The sequence below is a fragment of the Streptomyces sp. KL116D genome, assembly GCF_030766975.1.
Classification (GTDB): domain Bacteria; phylum Actinomycetota; class Actinomycetes; order Streptomycetales; family Streptomycetaceae; genus Streptomyces; species Streptomyces longispororuber_A.
Genome location: NZ_JASERH010000122.1, coordinates 1 through 16,102 on the forward strand (window position 1 = coordinate 1; position 16,102 = coordinate 16,102).

The following is a 16,102-nucleotide window of genomic DNA, read 5'->3' on the forward strand; positions in this document are numbered from 1 at the left end:
TCTTGCTGGTCTTGCTTTTCGCTTTTCGGCCTTTCGGCCTTCCTGCGGTGTTGACTCTATCAGATCCTTTCGGGCCTGATTCCCAGTCAACCGCCCCCGCGTTAGCGGAGTTTGATGCTGTGTCTTCCCGGCTGTTGGGCCGTTCCGACGTCTCAAACATTAGCGGATCCGCTCGGCAGTTCCTAATCGGACCGATCAGGACAGCCGCAACCCAATTTCGAAATGAATTCGGACATGCCGAAATCAGTCCCGTTGGGAGATCGTGCTGTGGTTTGAGTGCCGCTTCAGCGGCGGAGGGTGCTGTCGCTGCGGAGGCCGACATTACGGCTCTGTGGCAGCCCGAAGAACGCTACGGTCCGGGTGGGGCTGTGTCAGCACCGCTGTGAACCTCGGTCGAGGTCGTTGAGGCGGCCGCCGGCGTCCGGCTGGGCGTCCTCCACGCGGCGCGAGGAGCCGGGTGAGAACCTCGCCGGGGACGCCGCGCTCGGTCGTGAGGTCCTGGAGGAGGTCCTCCTCGAAGGCGGAGCGAGGTGCATCGCCTCCAGCCACTTCTCGCGGCCCTCGTCCGTCAGCTCGACGATCACCCGTACCCGGTTGTTCTCGTCGCGGTCGCGGGTGACCAGCCCTCCTGGACCATGCGGTCGATGCGGTGGGTCATCGCGGCGGGGTCAGGCCGAGGCGCTGGCCAGGTCGCCGGGGCCCATCGCGGCACGGGGCGCCGGAGAGGACCAGTGCCTTGAGGACCTCCCAGTCGGCGTTGCTGATGCCGATCTCCGAGGTCTGGCGGCCGTACGCCACATTCATCCGGCGATTGAGCCTGCCCAGCGCGGAGACGATCTGCTCGACCTGGGGGTCGAGGTCCCGGAACTCGCGCTGGTACGCCGCGATCTGCTCTTCGAGGGTCGGCTCGGCTGTCGGCCCGCTCGGTGTCCGCCATGCCGCGCACGTATGGCACGCAAGTGGTTGGCGTTGAAGTCCTTCTCTGTGTATTGTTTAGCTTCTAAAGCTTTAGGTTCGAAGTCTTCAGACGTGAGCCTCTGACTGCGAAAGCAGGTGAAAGTGACCAGGGCGATGGGCGCGGCGATGCGCCGGATTCGCGGTGGGCAGCGCGCTGAGCGCGTTCGGACATCGGCTTCACGGTTCCGTTCACTCTACGTGTACGTGGCGGAGGTCCGAGATCTTGGTGCCGGTGCGGCGCGGCATCGTGCTGGCCGCCTTCGCCATGGCCGCCTGGTCGTCCTGCCCTTCACCGGGCGCGCCATCGACCGGCGCGGACCGCTGCCCGTGCTGGTGGCGGCCTCCGTCGTGGCCTCGGTGGGTGCGGTCGGGCTGGGGCTCGCGAGCAGTGAGCCGACGGCGATCAGCCGCCGCGGCGGTGCTGGGTGCGGGCACCCGCGGTGCTGCAGCCCGCGCTCGCGACGATGATCGTGTGGTGCTCGACGCCCGAGACGCGGACGCGGTCCTTCGCCATGCAGTTCTTCCTGCAGAACCTGGGCCTCGGCATCGGTGGCGCTCATCGGCGGCCAGATCGTCGACGAGAACAACGCGGGCAGCTTCCTGCGGCTGTTCGGCATCGAGGCCGTGATGTTCCTGGTGCTGGCCGCCATCGTGCTGACCGTGCGGATGCCGCACGCGCCGTCCCGGGCGGCGAGGGCGTGCCGGAGGGCGAGGCCACGCGGGCTGCGGACGCTGATGGGGCACCGGGCGCATGGTGCAGCTGTGCGTGCTCGGGTTCGTGCTGTTCTTCGCCTGCTACGGACAGTTCGAGTCGGGACTGAGCGCGTACGGCGTCGAGGCCGCCGGGATCTCGCCGTCCACGCTGGGCATCGCGCTCGCCGCCAACACGGCGATGATCGTGGTCGCGCAGTTCGCCGTCCTGAAGTTCGTGGAGCGCCGCGAGCGGTCGCGGGTGATCGCCGCCGTCGGCGTCATCTGGGCCGTCGCCTGGATCGCCGCAGGGACTCACGCGGGCTCGGGCACGGGAGCCAGGCCATGGCGACCGCCGCGTTCATCTCGACGTACGCGCTCTTCGGGCTCGGTGAGTCGATGCTGTCGCCGACCGTCGCCCCGCTGGTCGCCGATCTGGCGCCGGCGGGATGGTGGGGACAGTACAACTCCCGCGTTCGCGCTGGTCAAGCAGCGCCGCGCTGGCCGTCGGGCGCCGGCCGTGGGCGGGCCGATGGGTGCCGCGCTGCACGGGGCGGCCGTACATCAGTGACCTTCCTGCTGTTCTCGCTGGGCATCACGTTCCTGGCGCTGCGGCTCGGCGAAGCGGCTCACTCCGGTGCAGGACCAGCCGTCGCTGGCCGGCAGCGCGTGGTGATGCAGAGCTCCCGGAGCCCGCCACCGCGGAGGCGTGAGTCAGGAGAAGTGACGCGGACGGGTGGCCGGTGCCTTCGGGTGCCGGCCACCCGTGCGTTCAGCGGGTCGCCGTCACCAGCGTCGCGGTGAAGGGAGCGTCACCGTGCCGTCGGGGTCGGTCCGGTGGGTGAAGCGGTCGGCGATGGCGCGGCCCGCCTCCGCCAGGGCCTCGGGCCCGTGCTCCTGGGCGATCCGGGCTCCCCAGGGGATCGCCGAGAGATGACCGGCGGCGTGCGTGGCGAGCGGGGCAGGGTCACGTCGACGCGTGAGCGTGCGGGCGGTCGCGTCCTGGAAGCCCGCCTTGTGCAGGGACCTCGGTGAGACGACGTCGCCGGTGCAGCGGAAGGCTCGGTGCACGGAGCGGCGGCCTCCGCGCCCGCGTACCGGGTGATCACCTCGTGCTGCGCGAGGAAGTACGGGGAGGCGGACAGGTCCGTCCAGGTCGTCGCCGCGAACCGGCCGCCGGGGCGGTGACCCGGCGGCGGCCTGGGTGAGGGCGGCGACCAGGTCGGGGAGAAGAACTCGCGCGCCCTGCTGGCACAGGACGGCGTCGAAGGAGGCGTCGTCGTAGGGAGCCGGTCGGCGGAGGCGGGGGTGAACTCGATGTCGGGGTACAGGTGCGGGCTGTGCACCGTGGCGACCCCGAGCATGTCCGGGGACGCGTCCGCGCGCCGTGCACCCGGCCGGTGGGGCCGACGCGGGCCGCGGCGAGCGCCGGGCCACTGAAGCCGGTGCCGCAGGCCAGGTCGAGACGGTGTCGCCGGGAGTTCAGGCCGACGCCGTCGACAGAGGGCGGTGACGAACGGTGCCATGAGCGCGCGACGTACTGCTCATAGCGCTCGGGGGCGCTGCCGGTGAGCCGGAAGCCGGGGTGTCTGCTGCCGCGTCTGTCATCACGACGCTGATAGCACTGCAGGGACGCAAGTGCGGGGGTGCTGCACGGATGGCTCAGGCCGTGCCGGTCGGCAGCACGAACTCGCACCACACGGCCTTGCCGCCGCCCGGTGTCCGCCGCGAGCCCCAGTTCGAGGCGATCGTGGCGACGATGGCGATGCCGCGGCCCGACTCGTCGCCCGGGTCCGCGCGCGCGCCTGCGGGGCAGGTGGTCGTCCCCGTCGGTCACCTCGACGATCAGCCGGCGGTCCGTGCGGCGCAGCCGCAGCCGCATCGGCGGGGTGCCGTGCTGGAGCGAGTTGGCGACGAGTTCGCTGGCCGCCAGGACGCCCAGGTCGTGAGTTCCGGGGTGAAGCGCCAACTGGACAGGACGCCGGAGGCGAAGGCGCGGGCGCGCGGGGCGGCCTCGACGCCGCCGAGGAGTTCCAGCGCGGCGTTGCGGAACAGTTCGCCGTCGGAGCCCTTGCGCGCCGGGTGCTGGAGGACCAGGACCGCCACGTCGTCGTCGTGGTCGGCGGTGACGCCCGCCGCTCTCGATCAGCCGGTCTGCAGACGACCTGGGGCGTGCCGGTCGCGCCCGCGAGGGCGTGCTCGAGCGCGGCCACGCCGCGTCGATGTCCTCGTCCCTGCGCTCGACCAGGCCGTCGGTGTACATGACCGCGGTGGAGCCGGGGCCGAGCGGGACGGCGCCCGAGGCGCGCAGCCAGCCGCCGGTGCCGGTGCGGCGGGCCCGTCGGCTCGTCGCCGCGGTGGATCGTGCCGTTCTCGTCGCGTACGAGGATCGGGAGGTGGCCCGCGGACGCGTAGACGAGGCGGCCCTCGTTCGGGTCGTGGACGGCAGTAGACGCAGGTGGCGATCTGGTGGGGGTCGATCTCCGTAGCCAGACCGTCCAGCAGTTGCAGGACCTCGTGCGGCGGGAGGTCCAGACGGGCGTAGGCGCGGACCGCCGTGCGGAGCTGGCCCATGACCGCGGCCGCGCGGACGCCGCGGCCCATGACGTCGCCGATGACGAGGGCCGTGCGGCCGCCGCCGAGGTGATCACGTCGTACCAGTCGCCGCCGACCGCGGCCTCGGTGCCGCCCGGCTGGTGCGTGGCGGCGATCCGCAGGTCGTCGGGCTCCTCCAACTCCTGCGGCAGCAGGCTGCGCTGCAGGGTGACTGCCGTCTCGCGCTGTTCGCGCTCGCTGGTGCGCAGCCGCTCGGCGGCCTCCGCGTGGTCGGTGACGTCGGCCGCGAAGATCAGTACGCCGGGGCCCTCCGCGGTCTCCAGCGGGGTGCAGGTCACCGTGTACGAGCGGTGGCCGCCGGACGTCTTGCGGGACTTCACCGTGCGGGGCTTCGCGCTGCGCAGCACCTGGTCGAGGAGCGGGAGGAGGCTCAGCTCGTCCAGTTCGGGCAGGGCGTCGCGCGCCGGTTCGCCGCAGGGGCGGTCGCCGAAAGGCGGCGATGTACGCGTCGTTGACGTCGGCGATGCGGTGCTCGGGGCCGTGCACCCGGCGCGACGAGGGCCGGGATGCGGTCGAGGACGGCGCGGGCCGGCAGCTCGTCGACACCGCCCTCGGCGGTGGCGCCCTCCTGGGGCTCGTCGGGCAGGTGCTCGGCGCGGGCCGCGGGCACCGCGCCGTCGCCTCGCTGAGGCCACACGTGGTCGGCGCGCGCGCCGCGCGGCGCTGCGTTCCGGAGCCGGGCGCTCCAGCGCGTGAAGTTCACTGTGGGACAAGCCTCGTGGGGTCGAGGGAGGGCGATGGGCCCGCCCATGGTCGTGTGGACCAGTCTGTGCCGACCGTACTGACAAACGTCGAGACGCCGGTCCGGCAAGGGAGTTCCGCGCTCCGGTCAACAGTGCGTCGGCCGGGGCGCCCAGGGCGTCAACGCGCCGGTCACGGCGACCCCTTCGGACGGCCGGGAGGTTCCGGTGACGGCCCCGCAGAAGGGTCCTCAGGAGGGACGGCACCGGCCGCGAGTTCGAACTCGGCGCGCGGCTGTTCCAGGGAGCCGAGCGAGACGATCTCCCGCTTGAACAGGCCGGAGAGCGTCCATTCGGTCAGGACGCGGGCCTTCCGGTTCACGGTGGGCACCCTGCTGAGGTGGTAGACGCGATGCATGAACCACGCAGGGTAGCCCTTCAGCTTGCGGCCGTAGACGTGCGCGACGCCTTTGTGCAGGCCGAGCGAGGCCACGGATCCCACGTACGCGTGCTCGTAGTCGTGAGGGGCCGGCCGCGCAGCGTCGCCGCGATGTTCTCCGCGAGGTCTTCGTCTGGCGGACGGCGTGCTGGGCGTTGGGCGCGCACTCCGTGCCCGGTCCGTCGGCCGTGATGTCGGGACGGCGCCGCGTCGCCCGCGCCCCAGGCGTGCGGGGCGCCGTCGACGGCGAGCTGGGCGGTGCGCTTGAGGCGGCCCGCTCGTTCAGCGGCAGATCCGTGGCGGCGAGCAGCGGACTGGGTTTGACGCCGGCCGTCCACACGACGGTGCGGGTGGGGAAGCGGGAGCCGTCGCTGAGCACCGCGACCCGGTTCTCGCAGGATTCGAGGCGGGTCTCCAGGCGCACGTCGATGTTCCGGCCACGCAGTTCGCGGATCGATGTACTGGCCCATCTCGGGCTCCACTTCGGGCAGGATCCGGCCGGACGCCTCGACGAGGATCCACTTCAGTCCTCGGCCTTGACGTTGCGGTAGTACTTCGCCGCGTACCGGGCCATGTCCTCCAGTTCGCCGAGCGCCTCGACGCCCGCGCGTACCCGCCGCCCACGAAGACGAAGGTCAGCGCCGCGTCGCGGATCGCCGGGTCGCGGGTGGAGGAGGCGATGTCCAGCTGCTCGATGACGCGTGTTGCGCAGGCCGATGGCCTCCTCGACCGTCTTGAAACCGATGCCGTGGTCGGCGAGGCCGGGGACGAGGCAGGGTGCGCGAGATCGAGCCAGGTGCGAGGACGAGTTCGTCGTAGGCCAGCGGGGCCGGGCCCGTGCCCTCTTCGTCGCTGGCCGGCGTCGTGTACATGGCCGTCCGCTTGGCGTGGTCGATCGAGACGACCTCGCCGACGATCACGTCGCAGTGCGGCAGGACGCGGCGCAGGGGCACGACGACGTGGCGCGGCGAGATGGAGCCGGCCGCCGCCTCGGGCAGGAACGGCTGGTACGTCATGTACGGGTCGGGGGTGATCACGACGATCTCCACGGCACCGCTGCGCAGCTCCGGTTTCAGCTTCTTCTGGAGGCGCAGGGCCGTGTACATCCCGACGTAGCCGCCGCCGACAACGAGAATGCGCGCAGGTTCCCTCACCCTCCCATGACGCATCGGACCCTTGCGTTTGTCCACAGCCCCGGCAAATTGTGTGACCGGGCGGAGGGCCGCACACCGGTTGGGCGGCCGGGCGGCGCGTACGAGAGGTGCGCAGGTCAGCAGGGAGGGAGGGGTGGGAGGGAGGGGTGCAATCTTGGCGGAATCGCGCGCGTACTCCGTTCGGGGGCGCTCCGTGCGGAACCTGCCCCTTCTGAATTGACTCCGGCTCAACTATGTTCGTGTGCTGTCGGGGTGTCGGGGATGCACTGACGGGACCGCAGGGACTGTCCCGGAAATCGCTGTCTGTTCCTCACGCTCCGGCTGACAATGACGGGGAGTGTCTCCGGGGGAGACGTCATTACCAGAACACATATGCACATTCAGGACTCTCATTGGACCTCAGCGTCGGCCGTGGCACCTACGGGCGCCTCGGGCGGAGCGAACGGGCGCGGCGCGGGCGCACAGTTCACGAGCCGCGCCGCTGCGCGTGGATGCCCAGCGCAATCTGGAGCACGTACTGCGCGCGGCCCGGGAGGTCTTCGGCGAGCTGGGGTACGGGGCGCCCATGGAGGACGTGGCGCGGCGCGCCGTGTCGGTGTGGGCACGTGTACCGGCGCTTCCCCAGCAAGGACGTACTGGTGCGACGGATAGCCGAGGAGGAGACCTCCCGGCTGACCGACCAGGCCCGCACGGCGCTCGGTCAGGAGGACGAGCCGTGGTCGGCGCTCTCCGCTTCCTGCGACCTCGGTCGCCTCCGGCGCCGGCCGGCTGCTGCCGCCGCAGGTGCTGCGGGTGGGCGTCGCCGACGAAGGGGCCGACGGCGGCCGGGACGAGACGCGGGTGCCCGAGCAGCGCGGCGGGGCGCCCGAGCTGCGGCTCGTGGAGCAGCGGACGGCGCCGGTGGACGAGGCCCTGCCCGCGGACGACGCCGGTGCCACGGCGCTGCTCGACGTCGTGGGGCGGCTCGTGGACCGGGCGCGCGAGGCCGGCGAGCTGCGGGCCGACGTCACGGTGTCGGACGATGCTGCTGGTCATCGCGACGGCGGCGCCCTCGCTGCCGGACGCCGCGCACCAGGCGGCGGCATCGGCCCGGCTCCTGGACATCCTGCTCGAAGGAGCTGCGGTCCCGGCCCGCGTGACGGCCCGGCAGGGTGACGATGGTTGACCGCGCGTGACCGAACCGGTCGCTCGCGGTCAACTGCTTTTACCACATGCCCGTTGGGCCTGCCACGGACGAGTGAAAGGTAGCGCTCGGGTACGGGAAATCTCCACGGATGAGTGGTTGCTGTGCAGCGACCACCACGGTGAGCCCCGTGTGGCACTCTTTCCCGGTGGTCGGGTCAGAGTGTGCGGTCGGGGCTTTCCGCGATGAGCGTTGACGGGCGGGACGAGCAGCAGTCCGACGGTGGAGGTGCGAGTCCCCGAGGGGCTCCTCCGCAGCAGGTTCCGAATCAGGGCGGTCCCGGGCGTACGTCCGGCGAGGCCGCGCCGGCGCCCGCGGACGTCTCCGTCCCCATGCAGCGGGAGAGCGCGGCGCAGCGAGCCGCGGCAGCCGGGTCCGGCGCGCCGCTGCCCTCGTCCGACGCCGATCTGATCGGCCGGATGCGCGTGGCGGTGACGACTCGGCGTACGAGGAGCTGTACCGCCGGCACGCCGCGGCCGTCCGCCGCTACGCGCGCACCTGCCGCCGGGACGGGCACACCGCCGACGACCTGACCGCCGAGGTCTTCGCCCGCATGCTGCAGGCCGTGCGCGGCGGCAGCGGGCCTCGAGCACGCGGTGCGCGCCTATCTGCTGACCACCGTGCGCCGCGTCGCCGCGGGCTGGACAGAAGTCGGCGAAGCGCGAGCACCTCGTGGACGACTTCGCGGTCTTCGCCCAGCAGGCCGCCCGCTCCAACGAGGTCTCCGACGACGACACCCTCGACCTGGGCGCCGATGTGCGCGCCATGCACGAGGCCGAGCAGTCGATGGCCATGCAGGCCTTCCGCTCGCTGCCCGAGCGCTGGCAGGCCGTGCTGTGGCACACCGAGGTCGAGGACGAGTCGCCCAGCGGCGTCGCCACTCTCTTCGGGCTCGACGCCAACGGCACGCGGGTGCTCGCCAAGCGCGCCCGCGAGGGCCTCAAGGAGGCCTACCTCAGGCGCACGTCTCGGCCACGCTCACCGAGTCCGAGGAGTGCGCCCGCTACGCGGACCGGCTCGGCGCCTACGCGCGCGGCAGCCTCCGCACCCGGGCCGAGCGGGGCCTGCGCAAGCTACCTGGAGGAGTGCGCAAGTGCCGCCTCGCGGCGGGCCAGATCAAGGAGTCGCCAGCGCATCCCCGGTGTCGATGCCGATCGCCGTCATCGGCTGGTTCGGCGCCGCCGGGTACGCGAAGGTGGCCGCGCTCATCGGGGGTGGCGCCGCGGGCGCGGCGGGCGCCGGGGCCGGTGCGGCCGCGGCCGCGAGCGGCGGTTCGTCGAGCGGTGGCGCGGCCGGCGGAGCGGCGGCCGAGGGCTCGGAGCGCCCGCGAAGGCCCTGGTATCGCGGCGGGTGTGGTGGCGGCCGCGACGGCCGCGGCCCTGGCGATCGCGCTGACCGGCGGCAGCGAAGAAGCCCGAGCCGGAGGCGCGGCAGGAGAAGCCGCCGGTCTCGCAGCCGATCGAGCCCGAGCCGACGCCCACGCCGACCCCGACGCCCACGCCGGAGCCGCCCGCGCCTGCGAAGCCGAAGCCCACGCCGACGCCGACCCCCACACCGACCCCGCCGCCGAAGCCAAGCCGAAGCCGACCCCGCCGCCGAAGCCGACGCCCAAGCCGACGCCGCCCTCAAGCCCACGCCGACCCCGAAGCCGACTCCCCGCCGGCCCCGGCCGTCTACCAGTGGAACCAGCTGGCGTACGGCGCCGTCGGCGACGGCAGCAGCGAGCCCGAGATGCGGCTCGGCGAGAGCAGCTGGGTGTGGCAGCGCTACGGACTGTCGATCGCCGACAGGACCTATGCGAACGGGGTCTCGGTGCACGCCCAGTCCTCCGTCACCATCGACCTGAACCGCAGCTGCACGGCGTACGACGCGCGTTCGCCGGAGTCGACGGCATGACCATGGGTCTCGGCGCCGTCCGCTTCTCCGTCTACGTCGACGGGGTGCGGGCCTGGCGCTCCGAGGTCGTCCACGGCAACGATCCGGCGGTGCCCGTGCACGTCGGTCTCGCCGGGGCCCGGACGATCCGGCTGGTGGTCGAACCGCACACCCCGTTCGGCGCGGTGGCGCTGGCCGACTGGGCCGACTCCCGGTTCACCTGCAGCTGATCAGCCGCCGTCGGGGCCGGGCGCCAGCTCGTCCAGGATCCGCTCGCGGCCGAGCCCGGCGCCGGCCGCCCGCTCCGCCTCGTACCGGACGTCGCCGAGCTCCTCGCGCGCGCGGGTCTCCACCGCGCCGAACTCGGCCCGCTCCGGCATCGGCCGGGGCCGGTCGCCGCGCAGCCGGTCCGCCACGGCGAACAGCCGGACCGCCCGCTCCACGTCGCCGTCCCTGGCGTGCAGTTCGGCGCCGACGTCGACCAGGCCCGCGATGACCGACTCGGCGCAGTGCTCGATCACCTCGCCGCGCAGCGCTCCGACGAGGACCCCGAGACCCGCCGCGGGACCCGACTCGGCGGCCGTGATGCGGGCGTCCGCCATGCCGAGGGCCGCGGCGAACTGCGGCGGCGGGGTGCCGCCCGCGGCCACCGCCGCCGACTCGTCGCAGAGTTCACGGGCGCGCTCCACGTCGCCGTCGGCCAGCGCGAGGTGGGACCGCAGCAGCCGGATGAACGCGGTCGAGTCGACGGACCCGCTGCGGTCCGCCTCGTCACTCGCCACGTCCAGCGCCTTGCGGGCGGTCTCGTGGTCGCCCTTGCGATAGGCGATCTCGGCGAGCCGGGCCATCAGGAACGGCGTCTCGGCGTATGCCCCCACTTCATAGGCGAGCCGCAACGCCTCGTCGTACTCGCTCTTGGCCTCCTCGAAGCGGCCGCGCGCCATGGCGGCCTCGCCCGCCGCGCTGCACACCTGGGCGCGCATCCAGCGGTCGCCCACCCGGGCGCTGATCTCCCGCAGCTCGGCGAGGTCGTCGTCCACGCCCCGCATGTGGCCCGGCATGTCGACGGCCATGTGGGTACGGAACATCAGCATGACGCCGATCTCCCAGTCGCCCCCGAACCGGCGGCAGTTGCGCACCGCGGCGTCCAGCGCCGGGCGGACGTCCCGCACCTCGTCCAGGAGGAACAGCGAGAACGGCCAGATGATGCCGGGGAACCGGGCGCCCTGCGGACTCGGTGCCTCGAAGGCGGCCTGGATCCGGGCGACGTACTTCCGGTCGGCGTCGTCGCTGACGGCCTCCCGGGGGTAGGCGTCGGCGACCATGAAGAGGTCGAACAGCCGCAGGTTCATCCGCTGCCAGTACAGCGGGTGCTCCGGGTCCTCCGGGACCGCGCGGTCCGGCAGCATGTCCATCACCGCGCGCACCCAGGCGGTCGCCTCCGGGCGGTAGTTGCGCAGCCACCAGAACCAGCTCATGTGCAGGACCAGGGCGATCGCCGTCTCCTCGTCCGTCAGCTCGGGCGAGGAGGTGGCGCGCGCCAGGGCCGCCCTGATGTTGTCGAGGTCGGTCTCCAGGCGCTGGATCCACGGCAGCTGCTCGCCGGTGCGCAGCTTCGGGTCGGCCTCCGCGACCAGCGCGCGCACGTACGCGAGGTGGCGGCGCTCGGCGGCCAGGCGCAGCCCGGGGTCGGCCGCGGCGCGCTCCGTCGCGTACTCGTGGATGGTCTCCAGCATCCGGTACCGCATGCCGGGCACGCCGTGGCCGCTCGGGGCGGCGATGAGCAGCGACTTGTCCACGAGGGAGCCGATGGTGTCGGCGACCTCCTCCGGGGAGCAGACCGCCTCGGCCGCCTCCAGGTGCCAGCCGCCGGCGAAGACCGAGAGCTCGCGCAGGACGGTGCGCTCCCGCTCGTCGAGCAGGTCCCAGGACCAGTCGACGACGGCGCGCAGCGTCTGCTGGCGGGGCAGCACCGTGCGGCTGCCGGCGGTCAGCAGCCGGAAGCGGTCGTCGAGGCGGTCCGCGATCTGACGGGGGGTGAGCAGCCTGAGGCGGGCCGCCGCCAGCTCGATGGCGAGCGGCAGCCCGTCGAGACGGCGGCAGATCTCGGCGATGGCCTGGGGATCCTGGGCGGGGTCGAAACCGGGCCGGACCGCGGCGGCCCGCTCGGTGAACAGGCGGTGGGCGGGGTCCGGGGGCAGCGGCTCGACGGGGCGGACGGACTCCCCCGGGACTCCGAGGGGTTCGCGGCTGGTGGCGAGGATCGTCAGGCGCGGGCAGTGCGTGAGCAGGGTCTCGGCCAGCTCGGCGGCCGCGTCGATGACGTGTTCGCAGTTGTCAAGGATCAGGAGCAGGCTGCGCTGGGCGCAGTGCTCTATGAGGAGTCTGGTCGGGTCGTCCTGCGGGCCTGACAACTCGCTCGTCTTCAGGACCGTCTCGCGCAGGTCCAGTGCGCTGACGACCGCGCCGGGGACCGCTCGCGGGTCGTCCAGCGGCGCCAGCTCGACCAGCCAGGCCTGGGGGGCCGGGACGGCGGCCTCCTCGGCCAGGCGGGTCTTGCCGGAGCCGCCCGGGCCCGTGAGCGTGACCAGGCGTGCTCCCTGCAAGTCTGAACGGATGGCCGCGAGTTCGGGTTCCCGGCCGACGAAGGAATTCAGCCGGGGCCGCAGGTTCCCGGTCCGGACGGGGGGCCGTGATGCGGCGGGATCCGAAGGGTCGGCTGCGGCAGATGCGGCGGGCGGGGCGGGTGGGGCAGCTGTGGCGGGTGGGGCTGCGACCGGATCCGGGGCCGGTGCCGTTGCCGTTGCCGGAGCCGGTGCCGTTGCCGGAGCCGGAACCGGTGTTGGAGCCGGTGCCGGTTCGGTGAGCAACTCCGCGTGCAGTCGCGTCAGTTCGGGCCCGGGGTCCGCGCCGAGGCCGTCCGCCAGCGTGCGGCGGGCCTCCTCGTAGGCCGCAAGTGCGTCGGCGCCCCGGCCGGCCGCGCGCAGGGCACGGATCAGGAGGGCGTGCAGCGGCTCGTCGTACGGGTGGGTCGTGGTGAGTTCCCTTAGCTCCGGTACGAGTTCGGGGCCGCGGCCCCCGCGCAGATCGGCCTCCACGCGCGCGCGGGTGGCCTCCAGGCGCTGCGCCTCGGGGCGGGTGGCCGCCGGGTGGTCGGGGAGGTCGGCGAGCGCGGGTCCGTGCCAGAGGGCGAGGGCCTCGCGCAGCAGCCGGGCCGCGGTCGCCGGGTCGTCGGCCAGGGCGGCGATGCCCTCGCGGACGAGGCGCTCGAAGACGTACAGGTCGATGTCGGCGCGGGTGGCGGCGAGCCGGTAGCCGCCGGGCTCCGAGGCGACCGCCTCCCTGCCGAGCGCGCGGCGCAGCCGGCCGACCAGCGCCTGGAGCGCGGCGGGGGCGTCGGCGGGCGGGTCGTCCGCCCAGACGTCGTCGATGAGGGCGTCCGTGGGCGCGGTGTGCGGGGTGTGCAGGGCGAGGGAGGCGAGCAGGGCGCGGAGGCGGGGACCGCCCACGGGTACGGCGGTGCCCTTGTCGTCGTGTGCCTGCGTGGTGCCGAGGATCGTGTACTGCACCCGGGCATTGTCGCCGGTCGAGGGCCGGGGCACCCAGCCTTTACCGCGGGGCGCCGGGCACCGGTCCTGTCGCGCGGCCTTCGTCCCGGGCGGCCGGTCCCGTCGCACGCCCTCCGACACGGACGGCCGCGATCGTCACACGCCCTCCGACACAGGCAGCCCGTCCCGCCGCGCGGCCTCCGTCCCGGGCGGACGGTCCCGTCGCACAGCCTCCGACACAGGCAGCCAGCCCCGTCACACGCCCTCCGACACGGACGGCCGCGATCGTCGCGCGGCCTCCGTCCCGGGCGGCCGGTCCCGTCGCACAGCCTCCGACACAGGCAGCCAGCCCCGTCACACGCCCTCCGACACGGACGGCCGCGATCGTCACACGCCCACCGTCCCGCCCGCCCCGGCCGCTACCGGGGCCCCGCCCCCAGTGCCCGCTCCGGGACGACGCTGCCCGTCGGGACGGCACGCGCGCGTGCCGGGGTGCCGGTCCAGCAGGTGCCGCGGCGGGCCAGGAGGCGGCGCAGCCACAGTTCGAGGGCGACCAGGTCGGCGAGGCCGTCCAGCGGGAGCGGTTCGCCGTCGGCGGCGGCGCGCAGCGCCTTGCGGACGACGCGGGCCTCGATCAGGCCGGTCTGGGCCAGGAGCGGGGTGTCGAAGAGTTCGATGAGGTGGTCGGCGGAGAGCCGCAGCCCGGTGCGGGACGCGGCCGTCGCCGTCGCGTGGGACGGGGCGCCCCAGCCCGGCGGCAGGTCGCTGACGCCGGCACCTTCCAGGACCGTGCGCAGGATCGCCGCGCGGGCTCCCGGCTGGACGCGCAGGGTTTCGGGGAGCCCGCGGCAGGCCCGGACGACCTGGTTGTCGAGGAAGGGGGCGTGCAGGCGCTGGAAGCGGACCTCCGCCGCCTGTTCGAGGATGCGCAGGTCCGCGGCGTGCCGGGCGAGGGCCGCGCGGGCCCGGAACTCCCCCGGGCGCTGGCCGGGTCCCGGTCCCGGGCGGGTGACGCCCTCCTGCAGGCGAACCGATACTTCTGCGAGCGCCTCCCCGGTCAGCCAGCGCGCCGCCGGGCCCGGTCTGGCCCAGGCGAGCGCGGCTAGGGACGCACCCACGGCGCCCGTCGGCTCCTCGAAGCGGCGGTGCAGGAGACGGTCGGCGAGGACGTCGACGCCCGCCCTGTAGGGCGTGCGCGCGAGTTTCCTGGCCGCTCCGTAGACACGTGCCGGGACCGTGAGCGAGCCGCCCTCCGCCTTCGTGAGGGCCGCCATCGGGCGCACCATGTGGCGGCGGCGCCGGTCCATGAGGAGGTCGGCCAGGCGGGCGGGGTGGGCGTCCAGGACCTGGCGCGCCCCGTACCCGGTGAAGTGGTCGGCACTGCCGGAGGCGAGGCGGGCGCGGTGGCGGGCGGCGGTGACGAGGGTGGCGCTGGGCTCGTCGGTGAGCGGGCCGTCCAGCTCGGCGTACGGGAGCGCCTCTTCGCCCGCGGCGACCACCACGTGGTGCAGGCGGGGGTTGGCCGCGATGGCGCCCGCCCGCTCCAGTTCCGCTTCGTGGCTGGTCGTCGAGGTGGCGGTGATGTCGTTGAAGGTGACCGCCAGCAGGCGCTCACCGGCTCCCGTGCCGTGACCGAGGACCGTGCCCGGCAGTCCCGGCAGGCCGGCGGCGAGCAGGGCGAGGGTGCCGGAGGCGGGCCCGCCGGAGAGGTCCGCGCCGATCCCGGGCACCGGCATGCCGCGGGCGGCGCGGCGCTCGGCGGGGCCCATGCCGGGCACGGGGCCCGGGTCCCGGTCGGTGCCGGGCACGTGCCGGGGGGCGGCGAGGCGGGTCCGCACGGCGTCCACGAGGGCGTCCCTGACGCCGTCCACGGCGCTGTCCGGGTCCGTGGTGGGCCCGGCCACCGCGAGGGACGCCACGGCCTCGTAGCCGGCGATCTCGCGGGCTCCCGCGCGCAGGATCAGCGCGTGGCCCGGCGGGATGCGGCGCACGCCCTGGTACGGGGTCGAGTCGTGCAGCGCCTCCGGGACGTCGGGGGCCGCGAGGAGCGCCGCCAAGTGGCCCACGTCCAGGTGGGCTTCGATGAGGTCGGCGAGCGGGAGCGCGGCGGTCGCGTACGCGGTGCCGCCCGCCCACGGGCTGTAGAACACGGGCCGGGCGCCGGCGAGGTCGCCGACCACCGTGACGCGGCGGCCCACCTGGACGACGGCCGTGTAGCTGCCGGGCCACGCGGTGAGATGGCGCAGGGCGCCGCCGCGCGCCGCGAACAGGCCGACGCGCAACTGCTCGTCGGAGGCGCCGCACACGCCGAGGACCGCGATCCGCGTCTGGTCGTCGGCCTTCACGACGCGCACTTCGTCGGGCCGCCAGTCGCCGACCGCCCAGAGCGGATCCGGGTCGCCCCACAGGAGTTGGGAGCCGACCGGGTGTACCGTTTCGCCTCCTGCTCCCGTGGCTCCGGCGGAACCGAATTCCATGGGTCCGGCGGCGGTACTGCTCCACCCCACCAACCACCGCATCGCCGCCTCCACAACCTGTGGACAACCAAGGGGTCCCCATGCTGCCACGAAGGCGACGCCGAAGAGGGGGCAAGTGGGGAGCGGGAGATGGCTTGTGCTCCCCCTAATGCGCCCCTTTTGAGCGGTGGTTGAACCGTGGCACTACCCGGTCAGGGCAGGACGACAGGGGCGAGATTCGGCCAAATCGGCCTGTGATGGCCGGAGGTGGGCTCCCCGCTTCGGCCACAGCGCGCAACGCACAGTCCGGGAGGCGCACATCGCCTCCCGGACCGGTCCGCCGCCCGCGGGGATGTAGGCGGCGGTGTCCCCCAGCCCACTGGATCCAGTACAGCGGGCCGACCCACGCAGGTCCCATGGAAGCGCTCCCCGCATGACCGAGTAAGAGCGCACGCACGGGCGCACGGCACCACGCCCGGAGCACACGGTCACACGGCGTGGCCT

General features: G+C 73.8%; 3 protein-coding genes and 6 pseudogenes. 3 read left to right on the forward strand and 6 right to left on the reverse strand.

What is annotated here, in order from left to right; all coding sequences use genetic code 11:
* Nucleotides 1-371 precede the first annotated feature (371 nt).
* A pseudogene (locus RBJ77_RS45385) lies at nucleotides 372-888 on the reverse strand (MarR family winged helix-turn-helix transcriptional regulator).
* Between the two features lie 183 nt (nucleotides 889-1,071).
* Between RBJ77_RS45385 and RBJ77_RS45390 the strand changes: the two are divergent.
* Nucleotides 1,072-2,323: pseudogene (locus RBJ77_RS45390) on the forward strand (MFS transporter).
* A gap of 110 nt (nucleotides 2,324-2,433) precedes the next feature.
* On the opposite strand, the gene RBJ77_RS45395 reads toward RBJ77_RS45390, so the two are convergent.
* The 3 genes and pseudogenes from RBJ77_RS45395 to RBJ77_RS45405 all read right to left on the reverse strand — a co-directional run bounded on the left by RBJ77_RS45395 (nucleotide 2,434) and on the right by RBJ77_RS45405 (nucleotide 6,488).
* Nucleotides 2,434-2,718: a hypothetical protein gene (locus RBJ77_RS45395; RefSeq protein ID WP_372350313.1), complete on the reverse strand. Its 285-nt coding sequence runs from the start codon at nucleotides 2,716-2,718 to the stop codon at nucleotides 2,434-2,436.
* Nucleotides 2,719-3,309: 591 nt separating this feature from the next.
* A pseudogene (locus RBJ77_RS45400) lies at nucleotides 3,310-4,966 on the reverse strand (SpoIIE family protein phosphatase).
* A 170-nt stretch (nucleotides 4,967-5,136) separates the two neighbouring features.
* Nucleotides 5,137-6,488: pseudogene (locus RBJ77_RS45405) on the reverse strand (NAD(P)/FAD-dependent oxidoreductase).
* Nucleotides 6,489-6,908: 420 nt separating this feature from the next.
* On the opposite strand from RBJ77_RS45405, the pseudogene RBJ77_RS45410 reads away from it, so the two are divergent.
* Together RBJ77_RS45410 and RBJ77_RS45415 are read left to right on the forward strand one after the other, a co-directional pair.
* A pseudogene (locus tag RBJ77_RS45410) lies at nucleotides 6,909-7,675 on the forward strand (TetR/AcrR family transcriptional regulator).
* Between the two features lie 229 nt (nucleotides 7,676-7,904).
* Nucleotides 7,905-9,824: pseudogene (locus RBJ77_RS45415) on the forward strand (sigma-70 family RNA polymerase sigma factor).
* Here RBJ77_RS45415 and RBJ77_RS45420 read toward each other — a convergent pair.
* Complete coding sequence (locus tag RBJ77_RS45420; RefSeq protein WP_372350314.1) at nucleotides 9,825-13,163, reverse strand: BTAD domain-containing putative transcriptional regulator; 3,339 nt, start codon at nucleotides 13,161-13,163, stop codon at nucleotides 9,825-9,827.
* A 398-nt stretch (nucleotides 13,164-13,561) separates the two neighbouring features.
* A complete protein-coding gene (locus tag RBJ77_RS45425; RefSeq protein ID WP_372350315.1) occupies nucleotides 13,562-15,661 on the reverse strand; it encodes an asparagine synthase-related protein in 2,100 nt (699 codons plus the stop codon).
* Between the last annotated feature and the right edge of the window lie 441 nt (nucleotides 15,662-16,102).